The 22,769-nt window shown below is 65.2% G+C and carries 18 protein-coding genes; 4 read left to right on the top strand and 14 right to left on the bottom strand.

Features of this window, described 5'->3' with window-relative positions:
* The first annotated feature begins 96 nt into the window (after positions 1-96).
* Both ppk2 and ACVMB0_RS19590 read left to right on the top strand, forming a co-directional pair.
* Positions 97-960 carry a polyphosphate kinase 2 gene (ppk2, locus tag ACVMB0_RS19595; RefSeq protein WP_461349687.1) on the top strand — a complete coding sequence of 288 codons (864 nt, stop codon included), beginning with the start codon at positions 97-99 and terminating at the stop codon, positions 958-960.
* Positions 961-1,196: 236 nt separating this feature from the next.
* A complete protein-coding gene (locus ACVMB0_RS19590; protein ID WP_456756040.1) occupies positions 1,197-2,075 on the top strand; it encodes a transporter substrate-binding domain-containing protein in 879 nt (292 codons plus the stop codon).
* A gap of 205 nt (positions 2,076-2,280) precedes the next feature.
* Here ACVMB0_RS19590 and ACVMB0_RS19585 read toward each other — a convergent pair whose 3' ends face one another.
* The 8 genes from ACVMB0_RS19585 to ACVMB0_RS19550 all read right to left on the bottom strand — a co-directional run bounded on the left by ACVMB0_RS19585 (position 2,281) and on the right by ACVMB0_RS19550 (position 14,115).
* Positions 2,281-2,949 carry an amino acid ABC transporter permease gene (locus ACVMB0_RS19585; protein ID WP_456798478.1) on the bottom strand — a complete coding sequence of 223 codons (669 nt, stop codon included), beginning with the start codon at positions 2,947-2,949 and terminating at the stop codon, positions 2,281-2,283.
* A gap of 64 nt (positions 2,950-3,013) precedes the next feature.
* Positions 3,014-4,273, bottom strand: a complete 1,260-nt coding sequence (locus tag ACVMB0_RS19580; RefSeq protein WP_461347339.1) for an NAD(P)/FAD-dependent oxidoreductase — start codon at positions 4,271-4,273, stop codon at positions 3,014-3,016.
* A gap of 4 nt (positions 4,274-4,277) precedes the next feature.
* Entirely contained in the window at positions 4,278-5,036 is a 759-nt protein-coding gene (locus tag ACVMB0_RS19575; RefSeq protein WP_461347338.1) for an SDR family NAD(P)-dependent oxidoreductase, read from the bottom strand.
* 171 nt (positions 5,037-5,207) lie between these two features.
* Positions 5,208-6,290: a zinc-binding dehydrogenase gene (locus tag ACVMB0_RS19570; RefSeq protein WP_461347337.1), complete on the bottom strand. Its 1,083-nt coding sequence runs from the start codon at positions 6,288-6,290 to the stop codon at positions 5,208-5,210.
* 116 nt (positions 6,291-6,406) lie between these two features.
* On the bottom strand, positions 6,407-10,189 hold the full coding sequence (locus tag ACVMB0_RS19565) for an autotransporter domain-containing protein (RefSeq protein WP_461347336.1): 3,783 nt from the start codon (positions 10,187-10,189) through the stop codon (positions 6,407-6,409).
* A gap of 244 nt (positions 10,190-10,433) precedes the next feature.
* Positions 10,434-11,390 carry a DMT family transporter gene (locus ACVMB0_RS19560; RefSeq protein ID WP_461349686.1) on the bottom strand — a complete coding sequence of 319 codons (957 nt, stop codon included), beginning with the start codon at positions 11,388-11,390 and terminating at the stop codon, positions 10,434-10,436.
* Between the two features lie 276 nt (positions 11,391-11,666).
* Entirely contained in the window at positions 11,667-12,506 is an 840-nt protein-coding gene (locus tag ACVMB0_RS19555) for an aldo/keto reductase (protein ID WP_456798482.1), read from the bottom strand.
* Between the two features lie 127 nt (positions 12,507-12,633).
* Positions 12,634-14,115: an aldehyde dehydrogenase family protein gene (locus ACVMB0_RS19550; RefSeq protein ID WP_461347335.1), complete on the bottom strand. Its 1,482-nt coding sequence runs from the start codon at positions 14,113-14,115 to the stop codon at positions 12,634-12,636.
* A 117-nt stretch (positions 14,116-14,232) separates the two neighbouring features.
* Between ACVMB0_RS19550 and ACVMB0_RS19545 the strand changes: the two genes are divergently transcribed.
* Positions 14,233-15,318 carry a substrate-binding domain-containing protein gene (locus ACVMB0_RS19545; RefSeq protein WP_461347334.1) on the top strand — a complete coding sequence of 362 codons (1,086 nt, stop codon included), beginning with the start codon at positions 14,233-14,235 and terminating at the stop codon, positions 15,316-15,318.
* A 39-nt stretch (positions 15,319-15,357) separates the two neighbouring features.
* Here the strand turns inward: ACVMB0_RS19545 and ACVMB0_RS19540 are convergent, their stop codons facing one another.
* From ACVMB0_RS19540 to ACVMB0_RS19515, 6 genes are all read right to left on the bottom strand, one after another.
* On the bottom strand, positions 15,358-16,257 hold the full coding sequence (locus ACVMB0_RS19540) for an SMP-30/gluconolactonase/LRE family protein (RefSeq protein ID WP_456756048.1): 900 nt from the start codon (positions 16,255-16,257) through the stop codon (positions 15,358-15,360).
* 217 nt (positions 16,258-16,474) lie between these two features.
* On the bottom strand, positions 16,475-16,900 hold the full coding sequence (locus ACVMB0_RS19535) for a globin family protein (RefSeq protein WP_456756049.1): 426 nt from the start codon (positions 16,898-16,900) through the stop codon (positions 16,475-16,477).
* 77 nt (positions 16,901-16,977) lie between these two features.
* Positions 16,978-17,772, bottom strand: a complete 795-nt coding sequence (locus tag ACVMB0_RS19530; protein ID WP_456756050.1) for an ABC transporter ATP-binding protein — start codon at positions 17,770-17,772, stop codon at positions 16,978-16,980.
* A 10-nt stretch (positions 17,773-17,782) separates the two neighbouring features.
* Positions 17,783-18,685 carry a nitrate ABC transporter permease gene (ntrB, locus tag ACVMB0_RS19525; protein ID WP_461347333.1) on the bottom strand — a complete coding sequence of 301 codons (903 nt, stop codon included), beginning with the start codon at positions 18,683-18,685 and terminating at the stop codon, positions 17,783-17,785.
* A 66-nt stretch (positions 18,686-18,751) separates the two neighbouring features.
* Positions 18,752-20,062 (bottom strand): CmpA/NrtA family ABC transporter substrate-binding protein, encoded by a 1,311-nt coding sequence (locus ACVMB0_RS19520; RefSeq protein WP_461347332.1) that lies wholly within the window; start codon positions 20,060-20,062, stop codon positions 18,752-18,754.
* A gap of 346 nt (positions 20,063-20,408) precedes the next feature.
* A complete protein-coding gene (locus ACVMB0_RS19515; protein WP_461347331.1) occupies positions 20,409-21,323 on the bottom strand; it encodes an intradiol ring-cleavage dioxygenase in 915 nt (304 codons plus the stop codon).
* Between the two features lie 146 nt (positions 21,324-21,469).
* On the opposite strand from ACVMB0_RS19515, the gene ACVMB0_RS19510 reads away from it, so the two are divergent.
* Positions 21,470-22,744: a serine hydrolase domain-containing protein gene (locus tag ACVMB0_RS19510; protein WP_456756054.1), complete on the top strand. Its 1,275-nt coding sequence runs from the start codon at positions 21,470-21,472 to the stop codon at positions 22,742-22,744.
* The last annotated feature ends 25 nt before the right edge of the window (positions 22,745-22,769 follow it).

Genomic DNA, 22,769 nt, shown 5'->3' with positions numbered 1-22,769 from the left:
ACCGACGAAGCCTCTCGAGACGAAGCTTTGCGGAACGAAGCCTTGCGTGACGAAGCCTTGCGTGACGAAGCCTTGCGCGCCCGCATTCATCAGGAGATGGCCGACAGCCTCGACGAGGAACTCGAGCTCGAGCTCGACGACATGAGGCTCGACGAGCTCGATCACGACGGCGCCGCCGGCAAGCCGTCGATCGACCGCAAGTTCTACTTCCGCGAATTGCTGCGGTTGCAGGGCGAGCTGGTGAAGCTGCAGGACTGGGTGCAGCATGAGAAGAAGAAGGTCGTGGTGCTGTTCGAGGGGCGCGATTCCGCCGGCAAGGGCGGCGTTATCAAGCGCATCACCCAGCGGCTCAACCCGCGGGTCTGCCGGATCGCGGCGCTGCCGGCGCCGAACGAGCGCGAGCGCACGCAATGGTACTTCCAGCGCTACGTCTCGCATCTTCCGGCCAGCGGCGAGATCGTGCTGTTCGACCGCAGCTGGTACAACCGCGCCGGCGTCGAGAAGGTGATGGGGTTCTGCACCGACGAGCAGTATGAGGAGTTCTTCGTTTCGGTGCCGGAATTTGAACGCATGCTGATCCGCTCCGGCACCATCCTGCTGAAATACTGGTTCTCGATCACCGATGAGGAACAGGCGTTCCGCTTCTCGATGCGGATCCAGGATCCGCTGAAGCAGTGGAAGCTGAGCCCAATGGACGTCGAGGCGCGGACCCGCTGGGAGCTCTACACCAAGGCCAAGGAGACCATGCTGGAGCGCACCCATCTGCCTGATACGCCATGGTGGATCGTCGATGCCGTCGACAAGAAGCGCGCCCGGCTCAACTGCATCTCGCATCTGCTGAGCCAGATCCCCTACCAGTCGGTCACCCACCAACCGGTGGTGCTGCCGCCGCGGGTGCGCAACCCCGACTATCACCGCGGCCCGATCCCGCAGGAGATGTACGTGCCGGGACGGTATTGAGGCGAGCCGCAGGCACGCTCTCATCTCCCCGTTCTTACGTCGTTCTTACGGGGAGAGGGTCAGGGTGAGGGTCGCCTCCTGCGGAAGCGGCATATGCGATCGCCCTGCCACACGCGAGATGAGGCGAAGGGATAGGCATCTCCTCGTCGACAAGCCTACCAATGGTGCAGGCGCGCGCCCTTGCTGGCGCCGGAACCCGACGCTAGGCTTCGGCGATCTGGTGCAGGGAGGCCCGCTTGACTCAATCCGACGACATCAAAATTTCCGAAGATCGCCGCGACGCGCTGCGCTATGCGCTCGGGATCGGCAGCGGCGCGGCGCTCGCGGCCGCGATGGCGGCGCCGGCCTCGGCGCAGACCCCGGCCGACAACACGCTGGATCGCATCCGCGCCAACAAGGTGCTGCGGATCGCCGTGCTGCCCGGCGAGCTGCCCTATTTCAACAAGGACCTCGCCACCGGCACCTGGTCCGGCTTCTCAATCGAGATGGCCAACGATCTGGCAAAACTGCTCGACGTCAAGCTGGAATATGTCGAGTCGACCTACGGCAATTCGATCCTCGATCTGCAGGCCAACAAGATCGATCTCGGCTTCGCGCTCAACCCGACGCCGCAGCGTGCGCTGGTGGTCGATTTCACCAATCTGGTGTTCCCGCATCCGTTCGGCGCGATGCTGAAGAAGGGACTGGAGGCAAAAACCTGGGCCGACATCAACAAGCCCGAGGTCAAGATCGCGGTCGACGTCGGCTCCGCCAACGAGGCAGTGGCGCGGCGCTTCGCGCCGAACGCCACCATCAAGTCGCTGAAGTCGCGCGACGAGGTGATGCTGGAAATGTCGTCGGGCCGCGTCGATTGCGTGGTCAACGCGCTGGTGCTCGGGCTGACCGCGATCGCCAAGAACCCGAATCTCGGCACCTACAAGATCCTGACCTCGCCCTCGGTGACGATCGCGAGCGGCACCGCGGTGCGGCGCGAACAGGACAAGCGCTGGCGCGATTTCCTATCGGTCTGGATCGACTATAACCGCGGCATCGGCCAGATGCGCGAATGGTTCGTCAAGGGCCTCGGGCTTGCCGGCGTCAAGGCCGAGGATGTGCCGGTGGAGTTGAATATCTGAGGTCGAGGATGTCTCCTCTTCACCTCTCCCCGCGCTTTGCGGGGAGAGGTCGGACCGCATCGCAGATGCGATCCGGGTGAGAGGCGAGGCACATTGCTCAACAAGCCACGAACTGCTTGCCGGATAGAAGCCCCTCACCCCGACCCTCTAAGAGCAAGCTTCGCTTGTCTCGACCCCGCAGGAGCGGGGCGAGGGAGAAGAAGCCTCACACCTTGTCGTAGGTCAGCCCGCGCTCCAGCCGCCGCGCCGCCAGCGTCGACGGGAACAGGATCGCAAAATAGATCAGCGCCACGATGGTGTAGACCTCGAGCGGCCGATAGGTGTCGGCATTGATCAGGGTTGCGTTGTAGACGAGGTCGGGCACCGCGATGATCGAGACCAGCGAGGTGTTCTTGAGCTGCGTCACCGACTGGTTGACATAGGGCGCCATCATCGGCTTCAGCGCCTGCGGCAGGATCACGAGCCGCATCAGGCGCCAGCCGCGGAAGCCGAGCGCCTTGGCTGCGTCCCACTGCCCGATCGGCACGCTCTCGATCGAGCCGCGCACGATCTCGGCATAGAACGCGCCGCCATAGAGCGAGAGCACGCTGACGGCCGCGACATGCGCCGGGATGTTGACGCCGATCACGACCGGAAAGGCGTAGTAGAACCAGATGATCTGCACCAGGAGCGGCGTGCAGCGGAAGGTTTCGATATAGGCGATCAGGAGCCAGTCGATCACCGGAATGCGCTTGAGCCGCAGCATGCCGACGATCAGGCCGATCAGCGTGCCCAGAATGATGGTGCCGATCGTGTAGGCCATGGTCCAGCCGAGCCCGAGCCAGAACAGATGGCTGTACTTGGCGAGGATCCCGAAATCCCAGACGTAGTTCATCCTGCCCCTCGGTTGCCGCGCCCGTTCTCTTGACGTCCCAGCATCGCAGGCGGCCTTGCGCGTGTCACGCGATATACCGGTCGGGCGAAAACGCCTTGACCTCGAATGGCGGTGTGTCTCCCGCAATCATCGCGGCGACCGCGGCACCCGTTCCCGGACCGGTGGTGAAGCCGATATGCTGGTTGCCGAAGGCGAGCCAGAGCCCGCGATGCCGCGGCGCCTGCCCGATCATCGGCAGGCTGTCGGGCAGCGTCGGCCGTGCGCCGCGCCAGCGCTCGCCAACCGCTTCGCCGAACTCGGCCACGCTGCGCGCCATCGGCACCACCGCCTCGAGCTGCGCAAAATTCGACGGCGCGTCGCGCGCGGTGAGCTCGACGCCGCTGGTGATGCGAATGCCCTGCTCCATCGGCGTCATCAGAAAACCGCCCTCCGCGTCATGGATCGGGCGCAGCAATTTGCGTGCCGGGTTCGGCACGAAATGCTGGTGATAGCCGCGCTCGAACGCCAGCGGCACGCGATAGCCGAGCGGCCGCAGCAGTTCGGCCGACCACGGCCCGAGCGCGACCACGATATGGCGCGCGGCGATCTCGCCGTCGGCAAGCTGCACGCGCCAGCCGTCGCCTTGCGGTTCGATCCGCCGGATCTCGGATTGCCGCACCGTGCCGCCACTGACCGCGAGCATTTGCGCATAGGCCCTGACCACCGCACCGGGTGAATCGACCGATGCCGTCTGGCTGTGCAGCAGGCCGACGCGATAGGCAGGAATGATACCAGGCTCGAGCGCGGAGATCGCCTGACGATCGAGCACCTCGCTTTTGATGCCGAATTCGGCAAGCGCCGCCTGCTCGGCCTTCGCGGCGGCGAGCCCATCGCCGCGCCAGGCCTTCAGCCAGCCGGTCTCGCGGATGCGATGGCCGACGCCGGCCTGCACGATCCAGTCGCGATGCAGGGCCAGCGACGTTCCGATCAAGCCGTGCAAAGCTGCGGCGCGCGGTTTGGTCTGCGCCGGCATTGCCGTCGCGAGAAAGCGGATCACCCAGGTCGCGTTGGCGATGGCCCATGGCAGGTTCCAGCGCAGCGCCGGATGCGTGTTGGTGAGATATTTCGGCAGGTTCTTGAGGAGCGATGGCGTGTTGAGCGGCAGGATCGAGCCTGACGAGATGATGCCGGCATTGCCGTAGGAGGTCTCGCTGCCCGGCTCGCGGCGGTCGACGATGACGACGGAGAGCCCACGCTGCCGCGCGGCGAGACCCGTCGAGACGCCGACCATGCCGGCGCCGAGCACCGCGACATCGACCCGTTGTGCTGGCGCGCCCTCGCCCACGCCGTCACATCAAGGTCAGGCCGCCGTCGACCGGCAGCGTGGCGCCGGTGACGTGGCCCGCTTCCGGTGACAGCAGGAAGGCGACGACCGCGGCGACCTCGTCGGACTCGGCCAGCCGCTGCATCGGATTGGCCTTTGCGACGCGATCCCAGGTCGCGGTATCCAGCGCGCCGAACAGGCCGGGATCCTTACGGGTGTAGCCGGGCATCACGGCATTGGCGGTGGCGCCCGATGCTGCGAGCTCGATCGCGAGCGACTTCACCAGCACTTCAAGCGCGGCCTTCGCAGCGGCCGATCCCGGATAGGTCGCGCCCGGCAGAAAGCGATGCGGCCCGAAGCTGGAGATTGCGACGACGCGGCCTTGTGCACTGCGCGCGAGGTCAGGCAGCGCGGCCGCTGCGATTTCATGGAATGCCGCCGCCATCACGGCGAAGGCGCGCTCCAGCGCCGCGCGCGGCAGGCTGGCGAAGTCGCGCCGGTCGGCAAAGCCCGCGGAGTGCACGATCGCATCGATCGGCCCGAACGTACCGCGCGCGGCCTCGACCAGCGCGGTGCCGGCGCCGGCTGCGGCGAGATCGCCGGTCGCGACCGCGACCTTCGCGCCTTTGCTCCGGCATTCCTCCGCAACCGCATTCAGCCGCGCGAGGCCAGTGGCCTCGGCGCCCTGCCCGTGCAGCATCAGGGATTGATCGGGGCCGGCGAGCCGGCGTGCAACCGCCGCGCCGATGCCGGAGCCGCCTCCCGTGATGATTGTAACGCGCATGAGGTGGGTGCTGTCGGTGCGATAAGGGACAGCGAACTATAGGTTCGGTGCCGCGAAATGCAAACCGCGGCCGAACGGCGGTCCGTAGGGTGGGTTAGCGCAGCGTAACCCACCATCGCTCCGCGTGTGGGAACGGTGGATTACGCTTCGCCCAACCCACCCTACAAAAACTCACCGCCACGGCTCGACCAGGATCTTGGTGTGCGCCTCGGGATTGGCGAGATCGGCAAACGCCTGCGCGACGCCGTCGATGCCGACGCGGCCGGTGACCAGCGACGCCGCGTCGACCTGGCCTTCCGCGATCAGGCGTAGCGAATAGGCGAACTCCTCCGGGGTGTAGCCGAGCACGTACTGGACGTTGAGCTCCTTGATGATGCCGAGCATCGGCTCCGACTTGTCGGTCTCCATGCAGACCCCGACCACGACGACACGGGCGCTGCGCGGCGCGCCCTCAAACACCTGCTGCAACACGCCGGGCACGCCGACGCATTCGAAGATCAGCGCGGGCTTCAGCGGCGGCAGCAGCGCCTGCAGCGGCGGCCGCGCCGCCTTCTCGGCCTCGGTCATCTGGGCGTGTTCGGCCCAGCTCGCATAGGGCTGCGTCTTCGCGGGATCGACCACGACGTCGGCGCCCATCTTCTCGGCGAGAGCGCGCCGCGCCGGCGAATAATCCGCGGCAACGATCGGGCCGAGCCCCCTGATCTTGAGCGCCGCGATCACCGCGAGCCCAACCGGCCCGCAGCCGATCACCAGCGGCACTTCACCGCCCCTGATGTTGGCCATCGCCACCGCATGCACGCCGACCGCAAGCGGCTCGGTGAGCGCGGCGTGCTCGGCGGCAAGCCCATTCGGCACTTCGAGCAGCAGCGGCTCGCTGAGCAGCATCTGCTCGGCATAGGCGCCGGCGTAATCGTTGGAATAGCCGATGCCCTTCGGCCCCTCCGGCGTCAGCAGCGCCGGCAGCGAGCAGACGCGCGTGCCGGGCTTCAGCTTGCGCGTGGTGTCCGGGCCGTAATCCAGGATCTCGCAGCAGAACTCGTGGCCGAACACGACGTCGCGCGACAGATCCATCGGCGTGCGGCCGGGCAGGAACCTGCTCAGCTCGACCATGCGGTGGGCGTGCTTGCGCGCGTGCAGGTCGGAGCCGCAGATGCCGCAGGCCAGCGATTTGACCAGCACCTGGCCGGCGCCGGGCTTCGGCTCCGGCATCTGGTCGACGACAATCTCGCCATTCCTGAAGATCGCTGCGCGCATGTTCCCTCCACGTGGGTTTGTCCCACTCATTTTGATGCGTATTTCGTCTCGCGAAATACACCGCCGCGGATCAAGTCCGCGTCGGTTTTCGCTTCAAGACGCTATAGCACGGAGGGTCACCACGTATAGCGCAGAACGCCCTTGCCGGCGTAGGACCGGGTGACGTCGGAGAATTCGCCCTCGAAGGTCGCAGCCGCCGACCAGCCGCTCCGCCACTTCATCTCGAGCGAGGCCGTGGTGAGCGCGGAGTCGCTGGCCTGTGCCGCGCCATTGACCACGAACGCCGCGCCCGGCAGCGTCTGGAATATCGCACCAACATTGCGGTTCGGGTTGAAATCATGCGCCCAGGCGACGCGGCCGCGCAGTGTCACGATGCCGTTCTCGACGGCGAACGACTTGTCGCTGCGCAGGCCGAGCTCGCTCCTGGCATCGGTGACGCTCTTCGCGGCATAATTCAGCGCGAAGGCGCCGCCACCGGCAACCACGCTCTCGGCATAAGCCGGCAGCTCGAAGCTGGTGAACTGGGCTGCCGTATAAGGTGTCAGCCCGATCCACGGCGTCGCAGTGCGATAGCCGCCCTCGAGCCGGCCCGACCACGCATTGGCATTGAAGCTGGCACGCAGATGATCGGCGCCTGCGGCGGTGACGATGCGGTCGGTGGTGATGTCCTGCCAGCCATAGGCGAGCGCCGCGCTCAGATAGGCCGCGCCGACGGTGTGGCGGACGAACGCGCCGGCCTGGAACAGGTCCGAGCGGCCCCAGCCGAGGCCGTTGACGCTGAAGCTGGTGCCGCCGCCGGCCAGCGCAAAGCCTGCGATGGTGTTCGGCGAGAGACGGTAGTCGGCACCGACCGCCGTGCCATAGATGCTGCTGCTGGTGTTGTTCGAGCCGAGCACCGCGTTGCCGCTGGTGGTCTGCGAGCCGCCATAGCCTGCCGCCCAGACGCTCCAGCGTTGCTCAAAGTTCGGCTGCGGCGGAGCCTTGTTGTAGATCGCGGCCAGCGCGTCGCGCGGATCGGTCTTGCGCGCGGCATAGGCGAGCGGCGTGCTCTGCTCGGCGAATGGCGTCGCGCCTGCGCTGCCACCAAAGCCATCGTCACGCCCGGCGGCGAACGGATCGGTCAACAAACCGAGGAACTGGCTCATCGCGTTGAACGTCGCCTGCTGCGATCCGGTCGCGCCCTCGCCCGAGGCCTGCGTCAGGCCATTCGGCGAGAGGCCGGCAAACACCGCCTTGATGCCGCCATTGGCGTTGAAGAAATTTTGCAGCGTGGTGGCGACGTTGCCCTGATTGATGTTGAGCTTCGAAGCAGTGCCATAGTCGAGCGTGAAATTGAGATAGACGTTGTTCGTGTCGTAGCCGAGCGTCGCCACGAGATTGGACGGCAGCCCGGTTGAATCGACGCCGGCAAACGTTCCGCTGCGGCCGCCGACGGCCGAAAGGATGGTATATTGCTTGGCAATCGTGCTGCCGGCGACGGCGCTGACGCCGACCGAACCGGCGAGCGTCGCGGTGCCCGTCACCCTGGCGAAGGTGGATGCGGTCGAGCCGACACTCACCAGATACAGCGCGCCGGACTGAAACGCGAGATTGCCGCCCACGGTCAGGTAGGTGCCTGGCGTCGCGTTGCCGGGCATCAGGATGCCGCCGCTTGCAATCGTCGTGTTATTGACGGTGCCGATGCCCGAAAGCGTGCCGCCGGAATTCACCGTGGTGAGGTACGACGAAGCGATCCCGCCATCGACCTGCAGAACGCCGCCATTGACCGTGGTCGTGCCCGAATAGGTGTTGAAGCCCGACAGGGTCAGCGTGCCGCTACCGGTCTTCTCCAGATTGCCGTTCGCACCGTTAAGCGGGACGCAACACGGATTGAGATCGGCGATCACGCCGCTGACGGTGGTCGAGAGGTTGTTGCTGCCGACGGTGAGTGTGTTGCTGCCACCAATGTAGTAGGTGCCTGACCCTGCGATCGAACCTGCCGTGATGCGCCCGTCGCCGTTCGGCCCAAAGCTGCGGCCGAAGTCCACAAAGCCGGTGCCCTGGGTGATGAACTGCGCGGTACCACCGGTCGAATTGCCGAAGAAGATGACGCGGGCGCCGCTCTCGGTAGTAATGGTGGCGCTGCCGGCCGTCGAGTAGGCCTCAAAGGTCAATTCGGCGCCGGAACGGTTGGTGATATTCGCGTTGCCGGCGGTCGGCGCATCGACGCCGACGCTGAACCCGCCGAAAATAGTATTGCCGCTGTTATCGATCGTCGCGTTCGCCGCCGTGCTGTGCTGGACAAAGCCGAGATAGCCGGTCGCGCTCGTCACAAGCGTTGCCGACCCGGCCGACGAGAATTCAAAGAACTGCGTCAAACCGCTATCGTGATTGGTGATGTTCGCCTGGCCCGCGTTGGTATGGCCCAGGAACACCGTGTTACCGCCATCATGGTTGACGATCGTGGCCTTGGCGGCCGTGCTGGTGTCGGCGCCGCCGGGAGGACCAAGCGCGTCGCCGAACACCAGAGCGCTACCGGTACCGTTGTTGAACGACGCACTGCCGGCGGAGCTCGCGTCGCGGAAGATCGTGAGCGCACCGTTGGTGTTGCTCACGGTGGCATTGCCCGCGGTGCTAAAGTCGCGAAACTCGGTGATGCCGAAATTCTGGTTGACGATCACAGCCGTCGACGCCGACGTGGCATTGTAGAACGTCGTGGTGGCAATCCCGTTGAGGCCGTCGTTGACGATCTTGGTGATGCCTGACGTGTTCGCGTTGACGATGTCGAATTTGCCGTCGACGGTGACCTCGCCGACGATCGAGGCCGTGTGGGTGGCATCGCCGAGCTGCAACGTCGCGCAATCGCAGATCGTGGTGCCACCGGTATAGGTGTTGGTGCCTGTGAGCACCACGCGGCCGAGACCGCCCGAATTGTCCAGTACCGTCAGCTTGCCCGGGCCGTTGCCGTCGGCGATGTTGCCGGCGATCGTCAGCGTCACGCCATTGGCGTCGATCGCACTGCCGATCGCCGACGCGTTGATCTTGAAATTGTTGCCGAAGGCGAGGTTGCTGAGGCCATCGGCCTGGAACGACGCATTGTCGAGCGTGACCGTGCCTGACCCAACCGACTTGTTGTTGCTGACGACGACGGTCGTATCGACCACCAGCGTGCCGCCGGTATAGGTGTTGGCGCCAGAGAGCTGAACGTTCGAGCTGAACGATGCGGACGAATCGATCAGGCGAAGGAGCCCGGCGCCGGCGCCGTCGGCAATCACGCCCTGCAGGTTGACCTGGGCGCCGTTCGCATCGACCGTGCCGCCGGCGGCGTTGACCGCAATGTTGTTGGCGAAGGCGACGCTCACGACCGTCGGCGACTGCATCTGGAAGGTGCCGCCGTTGAGCGTGATGGTACCCGTGCCGACCGAATCCGCGTTCGTCACCTGCACGGTGCCGGCCGAGATCAAGGTGCCGCCGGTGTAGCCATTGGTGCCTGCAAGCACCAGCGTGCTGTTGCCGAGCTGCTGCACCATCACGCCAGGCGTGAAGGCGTCGTTGATATTGGCGTTGATGGTGACGGTCTGGCCGCTGTTGGCCAGGTTGATCAGGCCGCCGCTCGGCCCCGTCAAAGCGAAGTTAACCGGTTGGCCGCCGATGGTGTAGGACTGCGAATTGGCCGTGAATGTCCAGGAGTCCGGAAACATCGGCCCGGCACCGACGGTGACCGTCGCCGATCCCGCTATATCGAAAATCGCCGACTGCGCCGGAAAGATCGGCGGCGCGCCGGCCGACGTCGTCCAGTTGGTCGACAGTTGGTAGTCGGCGGTGCTGGTCGAGCCGCCCCAGGTGAAATTTTGCGCCTGTGCCGAGCTGACCGGCAACGCGACCGCAACGCCCAGGGCGCAGAGCGAGAGCGCGATCACGTCTCTCCGCGGCCAACATCCCGATGATAAAGACGACAAACCAAAATGCACTTGCACCGCCCCCGAAACGCTCTGCGGCGTTCTTGGGGTCAGGCTAGCACGCGGCGAACGCGAGATTGCTGATTGTTTCCGAAATCCCTTGATTCAGCGTCACGAAATCGAAGTTTTCAGCCGCCCTGTTGCACCCGTGCAACGATTAGCGCGTGCACATTTGCAACCAGCGCACGATTTCCGGCAGCCCCGGTCAGGCGTTCGGCGACGGCTCGCTGGCCGTGGTCAGCAACTGCGACCGCCTGACGCGCTCGCGATGCGCGGTGTAGAGGCCCGAGGCGACGATGAAGCCGGCGCCGAGGATGGTCCAGCGGTCGGGCACCTCGCCAAAGATCAGGAAGCCGAGGACGCTGACCCACAGCAGTTGCGTGTAGGAGAACGGTGCCAGCACCGAGGCATCGCCGTAACGGAACGCCAGCACCACGATCCACTGTCCGACGGTGGAGGCAACGCCGATCAGGATGCCGAACATGATGTCGTGCCAGGTCGGCGTGACCCAGACCAATGGCACCAGTGCGCTGACGATGGCGACGCCGACAATCGACGAATAGGTCATGACGGTGACCGGGCGCTCGCTGCCGCTCATCATGCGCGTCAGGATCAGCGTGCCGGCCCAGGCCAGCGCCGAGACGAGCGGAAAGATCGCGGCGGGATGGAAGGCACTGGTGCCCGGCCGCAGGATGATGAACACGCCGGCGAGACCGACCGCGGTCGCGATCCAGCGCCGCATGCCGACCCGCTCGCCGAGGAAAGCGATCGACAGCGCGGTAACGAACAGCGGCGAGACGAAGCTGGTGGCCGAGGCTTCGGCGATCGGCAGGAAGCCCAGTCCCGTGATGAAGATCAGCGACGAGCCGAGCAGCGCTGCGCCGCGCAGCACGTGCAGGCCGGGCCGGCTGCTGCGCAGCGCAAACAGCGGTGAGCCCGGCAGCATCGCCGGCGTCATGATCAGCGCAAACACCAGGAAGCGGATCCAGGCGATCTCGATCGACGGCAGCGTGGACGAAAGATATTTCGCGGTGACGTCCGACGTTCCCAGGAACACCGTCGAGAGCAGGATCAGCGCGATGCCCTTGAAGGGCCGGTCGGTGCGCGCAGGCGCCTTGTTTCGTGCGACGCTTGTCGTTGAGGGCGCGGTCTTGGCGGGCAATGAAAGGGGAACGCTGTCCAGCCTGGCGGCTACGGCGGCGGGGGGCGGTGTCACGGCAATCTCGATGAGCAAAATAAGGGGAATCTGCTGTTCGTACAGAACGCCAATTCCACCGCGAGAACAATGCCCGAAAACGGGACTCCGATATGCACCAGCGCGCGCGACCGCCCGCCGCAGCCGCAATGCGGCCGCACCTGCAACAGTTTGTTAACACCTGTGTGGAGCGGACGCGTGAATCCCGCGAATTTGCGGGACTGTGGATCGTCGTGTGACGTGTCAGAGCATCGGCAGCGAGCGCGGCTTCGGCCCGCGCGGGAAGGCCCTGTCGAGCGCGGCGATTTCGTCGCCGCTGAGCGTGAGCGTGCCTGCGGCCGCATTCGCCGCCGCGTGTTCCGCGTTCGATGCCTTCGGGATCGCAAGCACCGACGGCAGCCGCGTCAGGAAGCTCAGCGCGACCTGGCGCGGCGTCGCCTTATGCGCCTGCGCGACCTGCTGCAGCACCGTGCCGGCCTTGGTCGACGGCAACGGAAAATCATTGTGCCCGAACGGCGAGTAGGCGACGACGGCGACGCCGTGCTGCTCGCACCACGGAATGACGGCGTGCTCGATGGCACGCTCCTGCAGATGATAGAGCACCTGGTTGCAGGCGATCTTGCCATCGCCGGCGACATCGCGCAGCTCGTCGAGATCATCCGTGTCAAAATTGCTGACGCCCCAGGAGCGGATCTTGCCGGATGCGACCAACTCGTCGAACGCCGCAACCGTCTCGGCGAGCGGATAGGTTCCACGCCAGTGCAGCAGATAGCAATCGAGGCGATCGGTCTTCAGCCGCTTCAGCGAGCGCTCGCAGGCGGTGACGGTGCCGCGGCGCGAGGCGTTGCTCGGCAGCACTTTCGAGACCAGGAACAGCTCGTCGCGGCGGCCGGCGATGGCATCGGCGATCACCAGCTCGGCGTCGCCATACATCTCCGCCGTATCGATATGCGTCATGCCGGCATCGATGCCGCGCTTCAGCGCCGCAACGGCCGCTTTGCGGTCACCGCGATCGAGGTACCAGGTGCCCTGCCCGATCACCGAGACCTGCGGGCCGCTGTTGCCGAATTTTTTTGTCTGCACGGTCGCCTCGTTCCTTGCCGTCCGCGTGCACCATAGACGAAGTGTGAGGCGATGTCCCCTCACGCGTCGTCCCGGAAGCCGGGACGACACCTGTTGGCGGGCGTGATCCCGCGCCTCTCGACGATCCTCACGCGTTGAGATTCATCCACACCGCCTTCGGCTCGGTGAAATTGTCGAGCGCGGCGGTGCCGTGCTCGCGGCCGAGGCCGGAGTCGCGCTCGCCGCCCCACGGCAACCGCACGTCAGTGTAGCCATAGGTGTTGATCCACACCGTGCCGGCGCGGGCCTTTTTGGCGAAGCGCTGCACGCGGCCCATGTCGGCGCTCCAGACGCCGGCGGCGAGGCTATACGCCGTGCCGTTGGCGATGCGCAGCGCATCCGCCTCGTCCTTGAACTTGATCACGCTGACGACGGGACCGAATATCTCTTCCTGCGAGATCCGCATTTCATGCGCGACATTGGCGAACACCGCGGGGCTGATGAAATAGCCGCGGTCGCCGACAGGTTCACCGCCGGTGGCGAGCAGTGCCCCTTCGTTTTTGCCGATCTCGACATAGTCGAGGATCGAGCGCATCTGCTTCTCGGAGATCACGGGCCCGAGCACGGTGGTGCGCTCCGCGGGATCGCCGATCCGCAAGGCTTCTGCGCGGGCGACCAGGCGCTCCACCACCTCGTCATAGGCGTTCTCCTGCACCAGCACGCGCGAGCCCGCCGAGCAGACCTGCCCGGCATTGAAGAAGATACCGGCCGCGGCAGCCTTGGCGGCGGCTTCGAGATTGGCATCGTCGAAGATCACATTGGCGGACTTGCCGCCGAGCTCGAGCGAGACCCGTTTGAAGTTGCCGGCGGCGCCCTTCATGATGCCGCGGCCGACGCCGGGCGAGCCGGTGAACGTCACCTTGTCGACATCGGGGTGATTGACCAGCGCCTCGCCGACGGAACGGCCGGGACCGGTCACGATGTTGAGCACGCCGTTCGGCAGCCCCGCCTGCAGCGCGAGCTCGCCGATCCGCAGCGCCGACAGCGAGGTCAGCTCGGCCGGCTTCATCACGACAGTGCAGCCGCAGGCCAGCGCGGGTGCCAACTTCCACATCCCGATCATCAGCGGGAAATTCCACGGCACGATCGCGGCGACCACGCCGACCGGCTCGCGCACCGTGTAGGTCAGCGCATCGTCGCGCGCCGAGACCACGTCGCCGCTGATCTTGTCAGCCCATCCGGCGTAATAGGTCAGCGTGTCGATGGCGGCAGGAAAGTCCTGGCGCAGCACGGCCGAGATCGGCTTGCCGGCATCGAGGCTCTCCAGTTCTGTGATTTCATCCGCGTGCTGCTTCAGCAACTCGGCCCACCTCAAGAGGAGGTGGCCGCGCTCGGCGGCGCGCATGGTGCGCCAAGGACCATCGAAGGCGCGACGCGCGGCCGCGACCGCGCGGTCGACATCCGCCTCGTTGCCCTCGGCAATCGTGGCGATCACCTGCCCGGTGGCGGGATTGAGCGACTTGAAGCTGTTTCCGGACAGCGAGCGGACACGGGCGCCGTCGATCAGCAGCAATTCGTCCCTGACGGTCGGGGCGCGGCGATCGCGTTCATAGTCATATGCAATCGACATCATATTTCCTCCTGGTCTTGTCCCTCAACCTAGGAGGCTCTGATCAGCAGTAAATATGATATCTTGTGCCTATTGGCATGCCAGGATATGAAGTCAGCTTCATAAGCGGTGACCGCGATGCTGCAAATCGAAATCGAGACCGTCTGGCGCTTTCGCAAGGAGAACTCGCCGCAGACCGCGGTGGTGATGCTCGGCATCCTCAACGAGATCCGCAAGACCGGGAAGATCACCAGCGCCGCCAACGACGCGCATTTGTCCTATCGCCATGTCTGGAACCTGATCGAGCAATGGTCTGAATTCTTCGGCGTGCCGCTGGTGGAGACCCAGCGCGGCAAGGGCTCGAAGCTGACGCCATTCGGCGAGAAGCTGGTGTGGGCCGGCGAGCGCATGCAGGCGCGGCTCAGCCTGCAATTGCAGAACCTCGCGCAGGAACTGGTCACCGAGATCAAGCCGTTCCTCGAGCAGCGGCCGCAGGTGATCCGCGTCCACGCCAGCCACGGCTTTGCGGTGTCCAAGCTGCGCGAGTTCCTCGACCGCGCAAGCGGCGTCGGCATCGACCTGCGCTACGTCAGCAATCAGAACTCGCTGGTCTCGCTGGCGCAGGGCGCCTGCGATCTCTCCGGCGTGCACCTGCCGCACGGCGAGTTGCGGGCGCAGGGCATCAAGGCCTGCCGCGAATGGCTCGATCCGCGCGAGGACCGCGTGATCAATTTCGTGACCCGCGAGATGGGCCTGATGGTCAAGCGCGGCAACCCGCTGAAGATCACCACGCTGAAGGACCTGGTCGAGCGCAAGGCCCGTTTCGTCAACCGCGACCACGATTCCGGCACCCGGCTGCTGTTCGATCAATTGCTGGCGCTGCACAAGATCCCCGAAGGCCGGATCAACGGCGCCCAGCACATGGAGTTCACCCACGCCGCGGTCGCCGCCTATGTCGGGAGCGGCATGGCGGATGCGAGTTTTGGTGTCGAGGCCGCCGCGCGGCAATTCGGGCTCGATTTCATCCGCCTGCTGACGGAAGATTACTTCTTCGTCTGCAAGCGTGCGTTCCTCGACACCGAGCCGATGCAGCGCGTGCTCGCGATCATGAAGAGCAGCGAGTTTCACAAGGCCGTGGGCGCCCTTCCCGGCTATGTCGCCTCGCAGACCGGCGCCGTCAGCGGCGTGAAGGAATTTCTCGAGAAGATGCATTCCGACCGCTGACCAGCCACGTGGGGCGGCGGCTGGACTGGTGTGTAACGATCAGGCCAATCCGCCGATATCGGCGACCAATACCGATCCAGTCACGGATTCGGTGATGTAGAGGCGATCGCGGTTGGCGCCGCCGATCGCGACGTTGGTGCAGCTCTGTCCGGCGCAGGACTTGATCCGCGCGATGCACTCGCCGTTCGGCGCGAACACGAAGACATGGCCGAGCGAGGCGTGCGCGACGAACAGCCGCCCGGCTTTGTCCATCGTCATGCCGTCGGGTCCGCTCGGGCCGAACAGCGAGCAGAAGCGTCCGACCTTGGAAACGCTGCCGTCCTTCATCAACGGCGCGCGCCAGACCGCATTGTCGCGCGTCATCGCAACGAACAAGACGGCCTCACGCGGATCGAGCACCAGACCGTTCGGACTGATGCCGGTGTCGATCAGGCAGTCGAGCGCGCTGTTCACCCGCAGCCGATAGACGCGGCCGGTCGGATCGTGCAGCCCGGTCTGGCCCTGATCGGTGAAATAGATGTCGCCATTGGAGGCGATGTGCAGATCGTTGCAGCCGCGGAACGATTCCGAATTGCGCGAGCGCAGCAGCGGCGTGACCGCGCCCGATCTGGGGTCGAGCTCCATCAGCCCGTGCCGGTAGTCGGCGATCAGGATGCGGCCCATCGGGTCGATCTTCAGCCCGTTCGGCCAGCCGTCATATTCGGCGACCTGCGACCATGATTTGTCCGGCGCAATCCTGAAGATGCGGCCGAACGGAATGTCGACGATGTAGAGATTGCCATCGGCATCGAACGACGGCCCTTCGATGAAGCAGTCGGTCACCGCGCCCGGTCGGTTGGCGTCGGCCCATTCGCTCGCCACCTTGCGGCGGAATTCGGCGGGCACGGTGGAGAAGATCTCGGTCGGGATCAGTTTTGGCGGCGTTTCCAGGAACATCATTGTTGGTTCACCCCTTGGCGGAACGGGCTGGACCATAGTGGAGAAGGCTCGCGGCGTCGAATGCGCTGGGGACATTGCGTCATTGCGAGCGCAGCGAAGCAATCCACGTCCCCGCACGCCGAGGCATGGATTGCTTCGCTGCGCTCGCAACGACGCGGGATGGCGCCCAGCGCGCTACGCACGCATGTCGTGCGGCGAACGCCGACGACAGCCGACCTTATTCGGCCGCCTGCGCGCTGCCGTAGGCTTCCGAGATCATGTAGCCGGACAGCGTGCCGTAGGCGGCGGTCCATGCAGCGGCGACGTCAGGCGTCCAGGCTTCGCCAAGGCCCTTCTCCAGCGTCCACAACAGCGCGCCACCGACCACCGGATAATGCTCGGGCTTGGCACCATAGCCGACATGACGTTTGGCCAGCGCGCTCGCGGCGGGCAGCACCGACGGCAAATTGCTCAATCCATTGACAACGACAGCGAGCGTTCCCATCAGCTTCTTGCGCTGCTCGGTCATGTCCGAGGGAAACATCGCTTTCACCGCCGGTGCGACCTCGAACAGGCGGTCATAGAAGATGACCGCCGCCTGCTCCGAGATCGGCGCCACCTTGGCGAAGGTCTCCTGGACGAGCTTGACCTGGTCTTCCGTCATGTGTGCCTCCGTGCACGCTTCCTCGCCGCGCCATTGCGGCGAGACAGAAAAAGCACTTCACACGAGCAAGCGTCCGCTCATGCCGCCTCGACGAAGCTGTGGCGCTCGTAGAGGAATTCGAGCACGCGCTGCCGGCACTTCAGGTAGCCGGGGTTGGTCGCGAGCTCCAACCGCTTGCGCGGCCGCGCCAGCGGCACCTCGAGCACCTCGCCGATCCGCGCGCTCGGTCCGTTGGTCATCATGACGATGCGGTCCGACAGCAGCACGGCCTCGTCGACGTCGTGGGTGATCATCAGGATGGTGTTGCCGAGCTTCTGGTGCAGCGCCATCACCGAGTCCTGCAGATGCGCCCGGGTCAGTGCATCGAGCGCACCGAACGGCTCGTCGAGCAGCAGCACCTTCGGCTCCATCGCAAGTGCACGCGCGATGCCGACGCGCTGCTTCATGCCGCCGGAGATCTCGCTCGGCCGCTTGTCCTTGGCGTGCGCCATCTGCACCAGGCTGAGATTGTGCATCACCCAGGCGTCGCGCTCGGCCTTGCTCTTGGTCCTGGCAAACACCTTGTCGACGCCGAGCTTGACGTTCTCGTACACCGTGAGCCACGGCAGCAGGCTGTGGTTCTGGAACACGACGGCGCGATCGGGCCCGGGCGAATTGACCTCGCGGTTCTCCAGCAGCACGCCGCCATTGGTTGCGCCGGTGAGGCCGGCGACGATGTTGAGCAGGGTCGACTTGCCGCAGCCGGAATGGCCGATGATCGAGACATATTCGCCCTTCTCGATCGTCAGGTTGATGTCCTTCAACACCTCCGTGGTGGCGCTGCCGCGGGTGAACGTCTTGTCGATGTGATCGAGCTTCAGATAGGCCTGCATGACTTGTCCCTCAATTGGCGGCGGTGCCGCGGGTCACGACTTTGCCGAGACCCGCAATGAGGCGGTCGAGCACGAAGCCGATGATGCCGACATAGAACAGCGCCAGGATGATTTCGCTGATGTGCGAGGAATTCCAGGCATCCCAGATGAAGAAGCCGATGCCGACGCCGCCGATCAGCATCTCGGCGGCGACGATCGCGAGCCAGGACAGGCCGATACCGATACGCAGGCCGGTGAACATGTAGGGCGCGGCCGCCGGGATCATGATCTTGGTGAAGAACTCCAGCGGATTGAGCTGCACCACCGCGGCGACGTTGCGGTAGTCCTGCGGAATGTTGCGGATGCCGACCGCGGTGTTGATGATGATCGGCCACACCGAGGTGATGAAGATGACGAAGATCGCCGAGGGCTGGCCGTCGCGGAACGCGGCAAGCGACAACGGCAGCCAGGCCAGCGGCGGGATCGTGCGCAGCACCTGGAACAGCGGATCGAGCCCGCGCATCGCCCACACCGATTGCCCGACCAGCGTGCCGAGCGCAATGCCCGCGATCGCCGCCAGCGAATAGCCATAGGCGACGCGCTGCAGGCTGGCGGAGAGATGCCAGAACAGGCCCTTGTCGATGCCGCCATTGTCGAAGAACGGATCAAGGATCAGCTCCTTGGTGTCCTTGAACACCTTTGACGGCGGCGGCAGGCTGGAGCCGGCGCGCCGGCAGATCAGCTCCCACACCACGAGCAGCAGCGCGACCACGATCAGCGGCGGCACCACGCGTGCCGCGATCTCCTTCGCCATCCTGGCGTAGGCCTCGGCGCGCGGTGCGCGCTTCGGCGTCATGGTCACGACCGGCGCCGCGACAGCGGCCGGCGGGGTCGCGACTTCCAACATTTCGGTCTTCATGGCAGGCATCGACATTGAAAAAGCATCTCCGTGGTCGGGCGACGGGCCGCGCAGGAAGAGCGCGGCCCTCTGGTCGTCGGCTCAGACGTCGACGCGCTTGATCGACAGCGACTTCAGATAGGCGGCGGGATTCTCCGGATCGAACACCTTGCCGTCGAAGAAGGTCTCCTTGCCGCGCGAGGTGGACGCCGGAATGTCGGACACGCCGAGCTCCCTGGCCGCCTCCTTCCAGAGATCCTCGCGGTTCACCTTGGCAATCAGCGCCTTGGTGTCGAAGCCCGCCTCATACTTGCCCCAACGGATATCCTCGGTGAGGAACCAGAGGTCGTGGCTCTGATAGGGATAGGACGCATTGTCCTTCCAGAACCGCATCTGCTGCGGCGAGTTCTCGACCACGCGGCCGGTGCCGTAGTCGAACTTGCCCTTCATGCGGTCGGTGATGTCCTCGACCGGGCAGTTGATCCACTGCCGCTTGGCGCAGATCGCCGCGGTCTCCTCGCGGTTCTCCATCTTCTCGCACCATTGCTGGGCTTCCATGACAGCCATCAGCAGCGCCTTCGCGGCCTTCGGGTTCTTGTCGACCCACGCCGCGCGCAGGCCGAACGATTTCTCCGGATGCTTGTCCCAGAGCTCGCCGGTCGTGATCGCGGTGTAGCCGATGTCCTGGTGGATCAGCTGCAGATTCCACGGCTCGCAGACGCAGAAGCAGTCCATCGTGCCGACCTTCATGTTGGCCACCATCTGCGGCGGCGGCACCACAATGGTCTCGATGTCCTTGTCGGGGTCGATGCCGCCGGCTGCGAGCCAGTAGCGGATCCAGAGATCATGCGTGCCGCCAGGGAAGGTCATCGCGGCCTTCACGGCCTTCCCGGACGCCTTCTTCTTCTCCAGCGCCGCCTTGAACGGCGCGGTGTCGAGGCCGACCTTGAGATCGGCATATTCCTTGGCGACCGAGATGCACTGACCGTTCAGATTGAGCCGCGCCATGATGTACATCGGCGTCGGCTGATTGTTCTGCGTCACCTTGCCGGCCGAGATCAGATACGGCATCGGGGTCAGGATATGCGCGCCGTCGATGCCGTTGCCCTCGGAGCCGAGCACCAGATTGTCGCGCGTGGTGCCCCACGAGGCCTGCTTCTGCACCTCGACGTCGGGCATGCCGTATTTGGCGAAGATGCCCTTCTCCTTGGCGACGAACAGCGGCGAGGCATCGGTCAGCGCGATGAAGCCGAGCTTGGCGCCCTTCACCTCGGGGCCCGCACCTTGCGCGAATGCACCAGCGGGAAAATTGAGCTTGGCTGCGGCGAGCAGCGCGGCGGCGCCACCGGTCGCCTTCAGCAGCCGGCGACGGCTGATCGCACGGCTCGGGGGCGTGTTGCTGGGCTTGGTCATCGGTCGTCCTTTGCGTCGTTGCGTTGCGGTGTTGCGGCTGTGCGTCGGGCACCCCCCGTCGGGTGGCGACGCGCGCAGGGCGCAAAAGGGCATGCACCGGGGAGGCCCCGGGACTGGCGGCGTCAGAAATCCGATGGGGTGGCCTCGAGGGACGGCTTCAATGGCGTCGGCACTTGACTATTCAAGCCTTGTGCCAAGCTACCGCATTGCAAAAATTGATTTTATTGCAAAGTCTTGCGCAACATGTCGCAGCACGCGCGAGCTTCCCGCACGCTGCCAAAAATTGCGATTCGCCCAATTGTTGTGCGACGCACAAAAACTGGGCAGACGGCTTGGAGGATGACGATCAGGCGTCTTCGGTGACCTTGGTGCCGAGCGGCGCGGGCGCCATTCCGCCACCGGGCTTCACGCGGAATTCGTAGGTCATCAGGCTCCACGGCTCATCCGATCGCTGGCCGTCGGGCATCACGGGATCGGTGCGCCGCTCGACCTTGGCGATCAGTTCGTCCTTCACGCCGAACACGACATCGGAGTCGATGTACTTGTCGCCTTCGACGAACACATGCGTGATCAGCGGCTCGTAGCCCTTGGCGTTGACCAGGAAGTGCACATGCGCCGGCCGCATCGGGTGACGGTTGGTCTGCGTGATCATCTGCCCGACCGGGCCGTCGGTCGGGATCGGGTAGCTGCACGGCACGATGGTGCGGAAGTAGAAGCGGCCGTCGGCATCGGTGATGAAGCGCGCCCGTGACGACGGACCTTCGGTGGCATAGCTCGGCTTCTGCGAGTCGTAGAATCCGTCGTCGTCGGCGTGCCAGATGTCGACCGGCACGTTGGCCAGCGGCTTGCCGTCGAGGTCGGTGACGCGGCTTTGCACGAACATGCGCTCGCCGGGCAGGCTCGCCGAGACATCGGTGCCGTGCGGCGTCACCTTGTGCTCGCCGACATAGAACGGGCCGAGCACGGTGGTCTCGGTGGCGCCGTCGCGATCCCGGTGGTTGACCGCATCGACCAGCATCGACACGCCGAGCACGTCGGACAGCAGGATGAATTCCTGGCGGATGTCGGTGCATTTCTGCCCGGTGCGGGTCAGGAAACCGATCGCGTGGTCCCACTCCTCGAAGGTGAGATCGGTCCTGCGCACATAATCGTGCAGCGATTTCACCAGTTCCTGGAGCAGGAACTTGACCCTGGGATCGGGCGTCTGGTCGAAGCTGCGGATGACGGCGGCGGTGAGCTCGGTTTCGTTGAACTGGGTCATCTCGGCGTTTCCCTTGAACCCCTTTTTGGAGCACGATTGCGCCGGCGAGCCTACACCACCGGCCCTGCGCCGGTAAGCAGCGGCCGGTTGGTGAAACAGACACTTTTCGGCTATCAAGGCTGCCTTGCCAGCCGGAGAAACGCCCGATGTTAGCCCCCACGCCTGCCTCGCCCGAATCCGCGGGAATGTCGACCGCCGCGCTGAACCGTCTCGAAGCGCATCTGAAGAGCCGCTACATTGATGCCGGCCGCTTTCCCGGCACCCAGGTCCTGATCTACCGCCGCGGCAAGATCGTGCATTCCACCGTCCAGGGGTTTGCCGATCTCGAGCGCAAGGTGCCGGTCAAGGATGACACCATCTTCCGCATCTATTCGATGACCAAGCCGATCACCTCGGTCGCCTTCATGATGCTGGTCGAGGAAGGCAAGGTCGCGCTCGACGAGCCGGTCGCAAAGTACATTCCGGAATGGAAGAATCTCGGCGTGTTCGTCGCCGGCACTGCGCCCGCATTCCTGACCCGTCCGCCGACGCGGCCGATGCAGATCGTCGACCTGTTGCGGCACACCTCGGGCCTCACCTACGGCTTCCAGCAGCGCTCCAATGTCGACGCCGCCTATCGCGAGAAGAAGATCGGCGAGGTCATCAAGGCCGGCACGCTCGACAGCATGATCGAGGACCTGGCCAAGATCCCGCTGGAGTTCTCGCCGGGCGAGGCGTGGAACTACTCGGTCTCGACCGACGTGCTCGGCTATCTCGTCGGCAAGATCTCCGGCCAGCCGTTCGAGCAATTTCTGAAGGAGCGCATCTTCAAGCCGCTCGGCATGAACGACACCGATTTCTTCGTGCCTTCAGACAAGGCGCACCGCTTTGCCGCCTGCTACTCGGCCGACCCGCAGGGCGGCTTCAATCCGCTCGCCGCCGAGCGCAAGGGCACGCTGACCTTGCAGGACGATCCGACGACGAGTTCATTCCTGTCGCCACCCTCGCTGATCTCGGGCGGTGGCGGACTGTGCTCGACCGCAGCCGACTATCTGACCTTCTGCCGGGCGCTGCTCAATGGCGGCGAGCTCGGCGGCGTCCGGCTGCTCGGCCCGAAGACGCTGAAGCTGATGACCTCGAACCACCTGCCCGGCGGCGTCGACCTGCCGGCGATGTCGCGCTCGATGTTCGCCGAAGCCGCCTATAACGGCATCGGCTTCGGCCTCGGCTTCGCGGTCACCATGCATCCGTCGCAGACGCTGATCGCGGGCAGCCCGGGCGAATTCAACTGGGGCGGCGCCGCGACGACGTCGTTCTTCATCGACCCGGCCGAAGAGCTGATCACCATCTTCATGACCCAGGTGCTGCCGTCGAGCGCCTATCCGCTGCGGCGCGAGCTGCGCACCATGGTCTACGCCGCGATCACCGAGAGCAACCTCTGACGCCGGGGCTCCCAGCAATTGCAAA

The sequence above is a fragment of the Bradyrhizobium sp. USDA 4451 genome (assembly GCF_054822585.1).
This window is presented reverse-complemented; position numbering and strand designations above follow the sequence as displayed.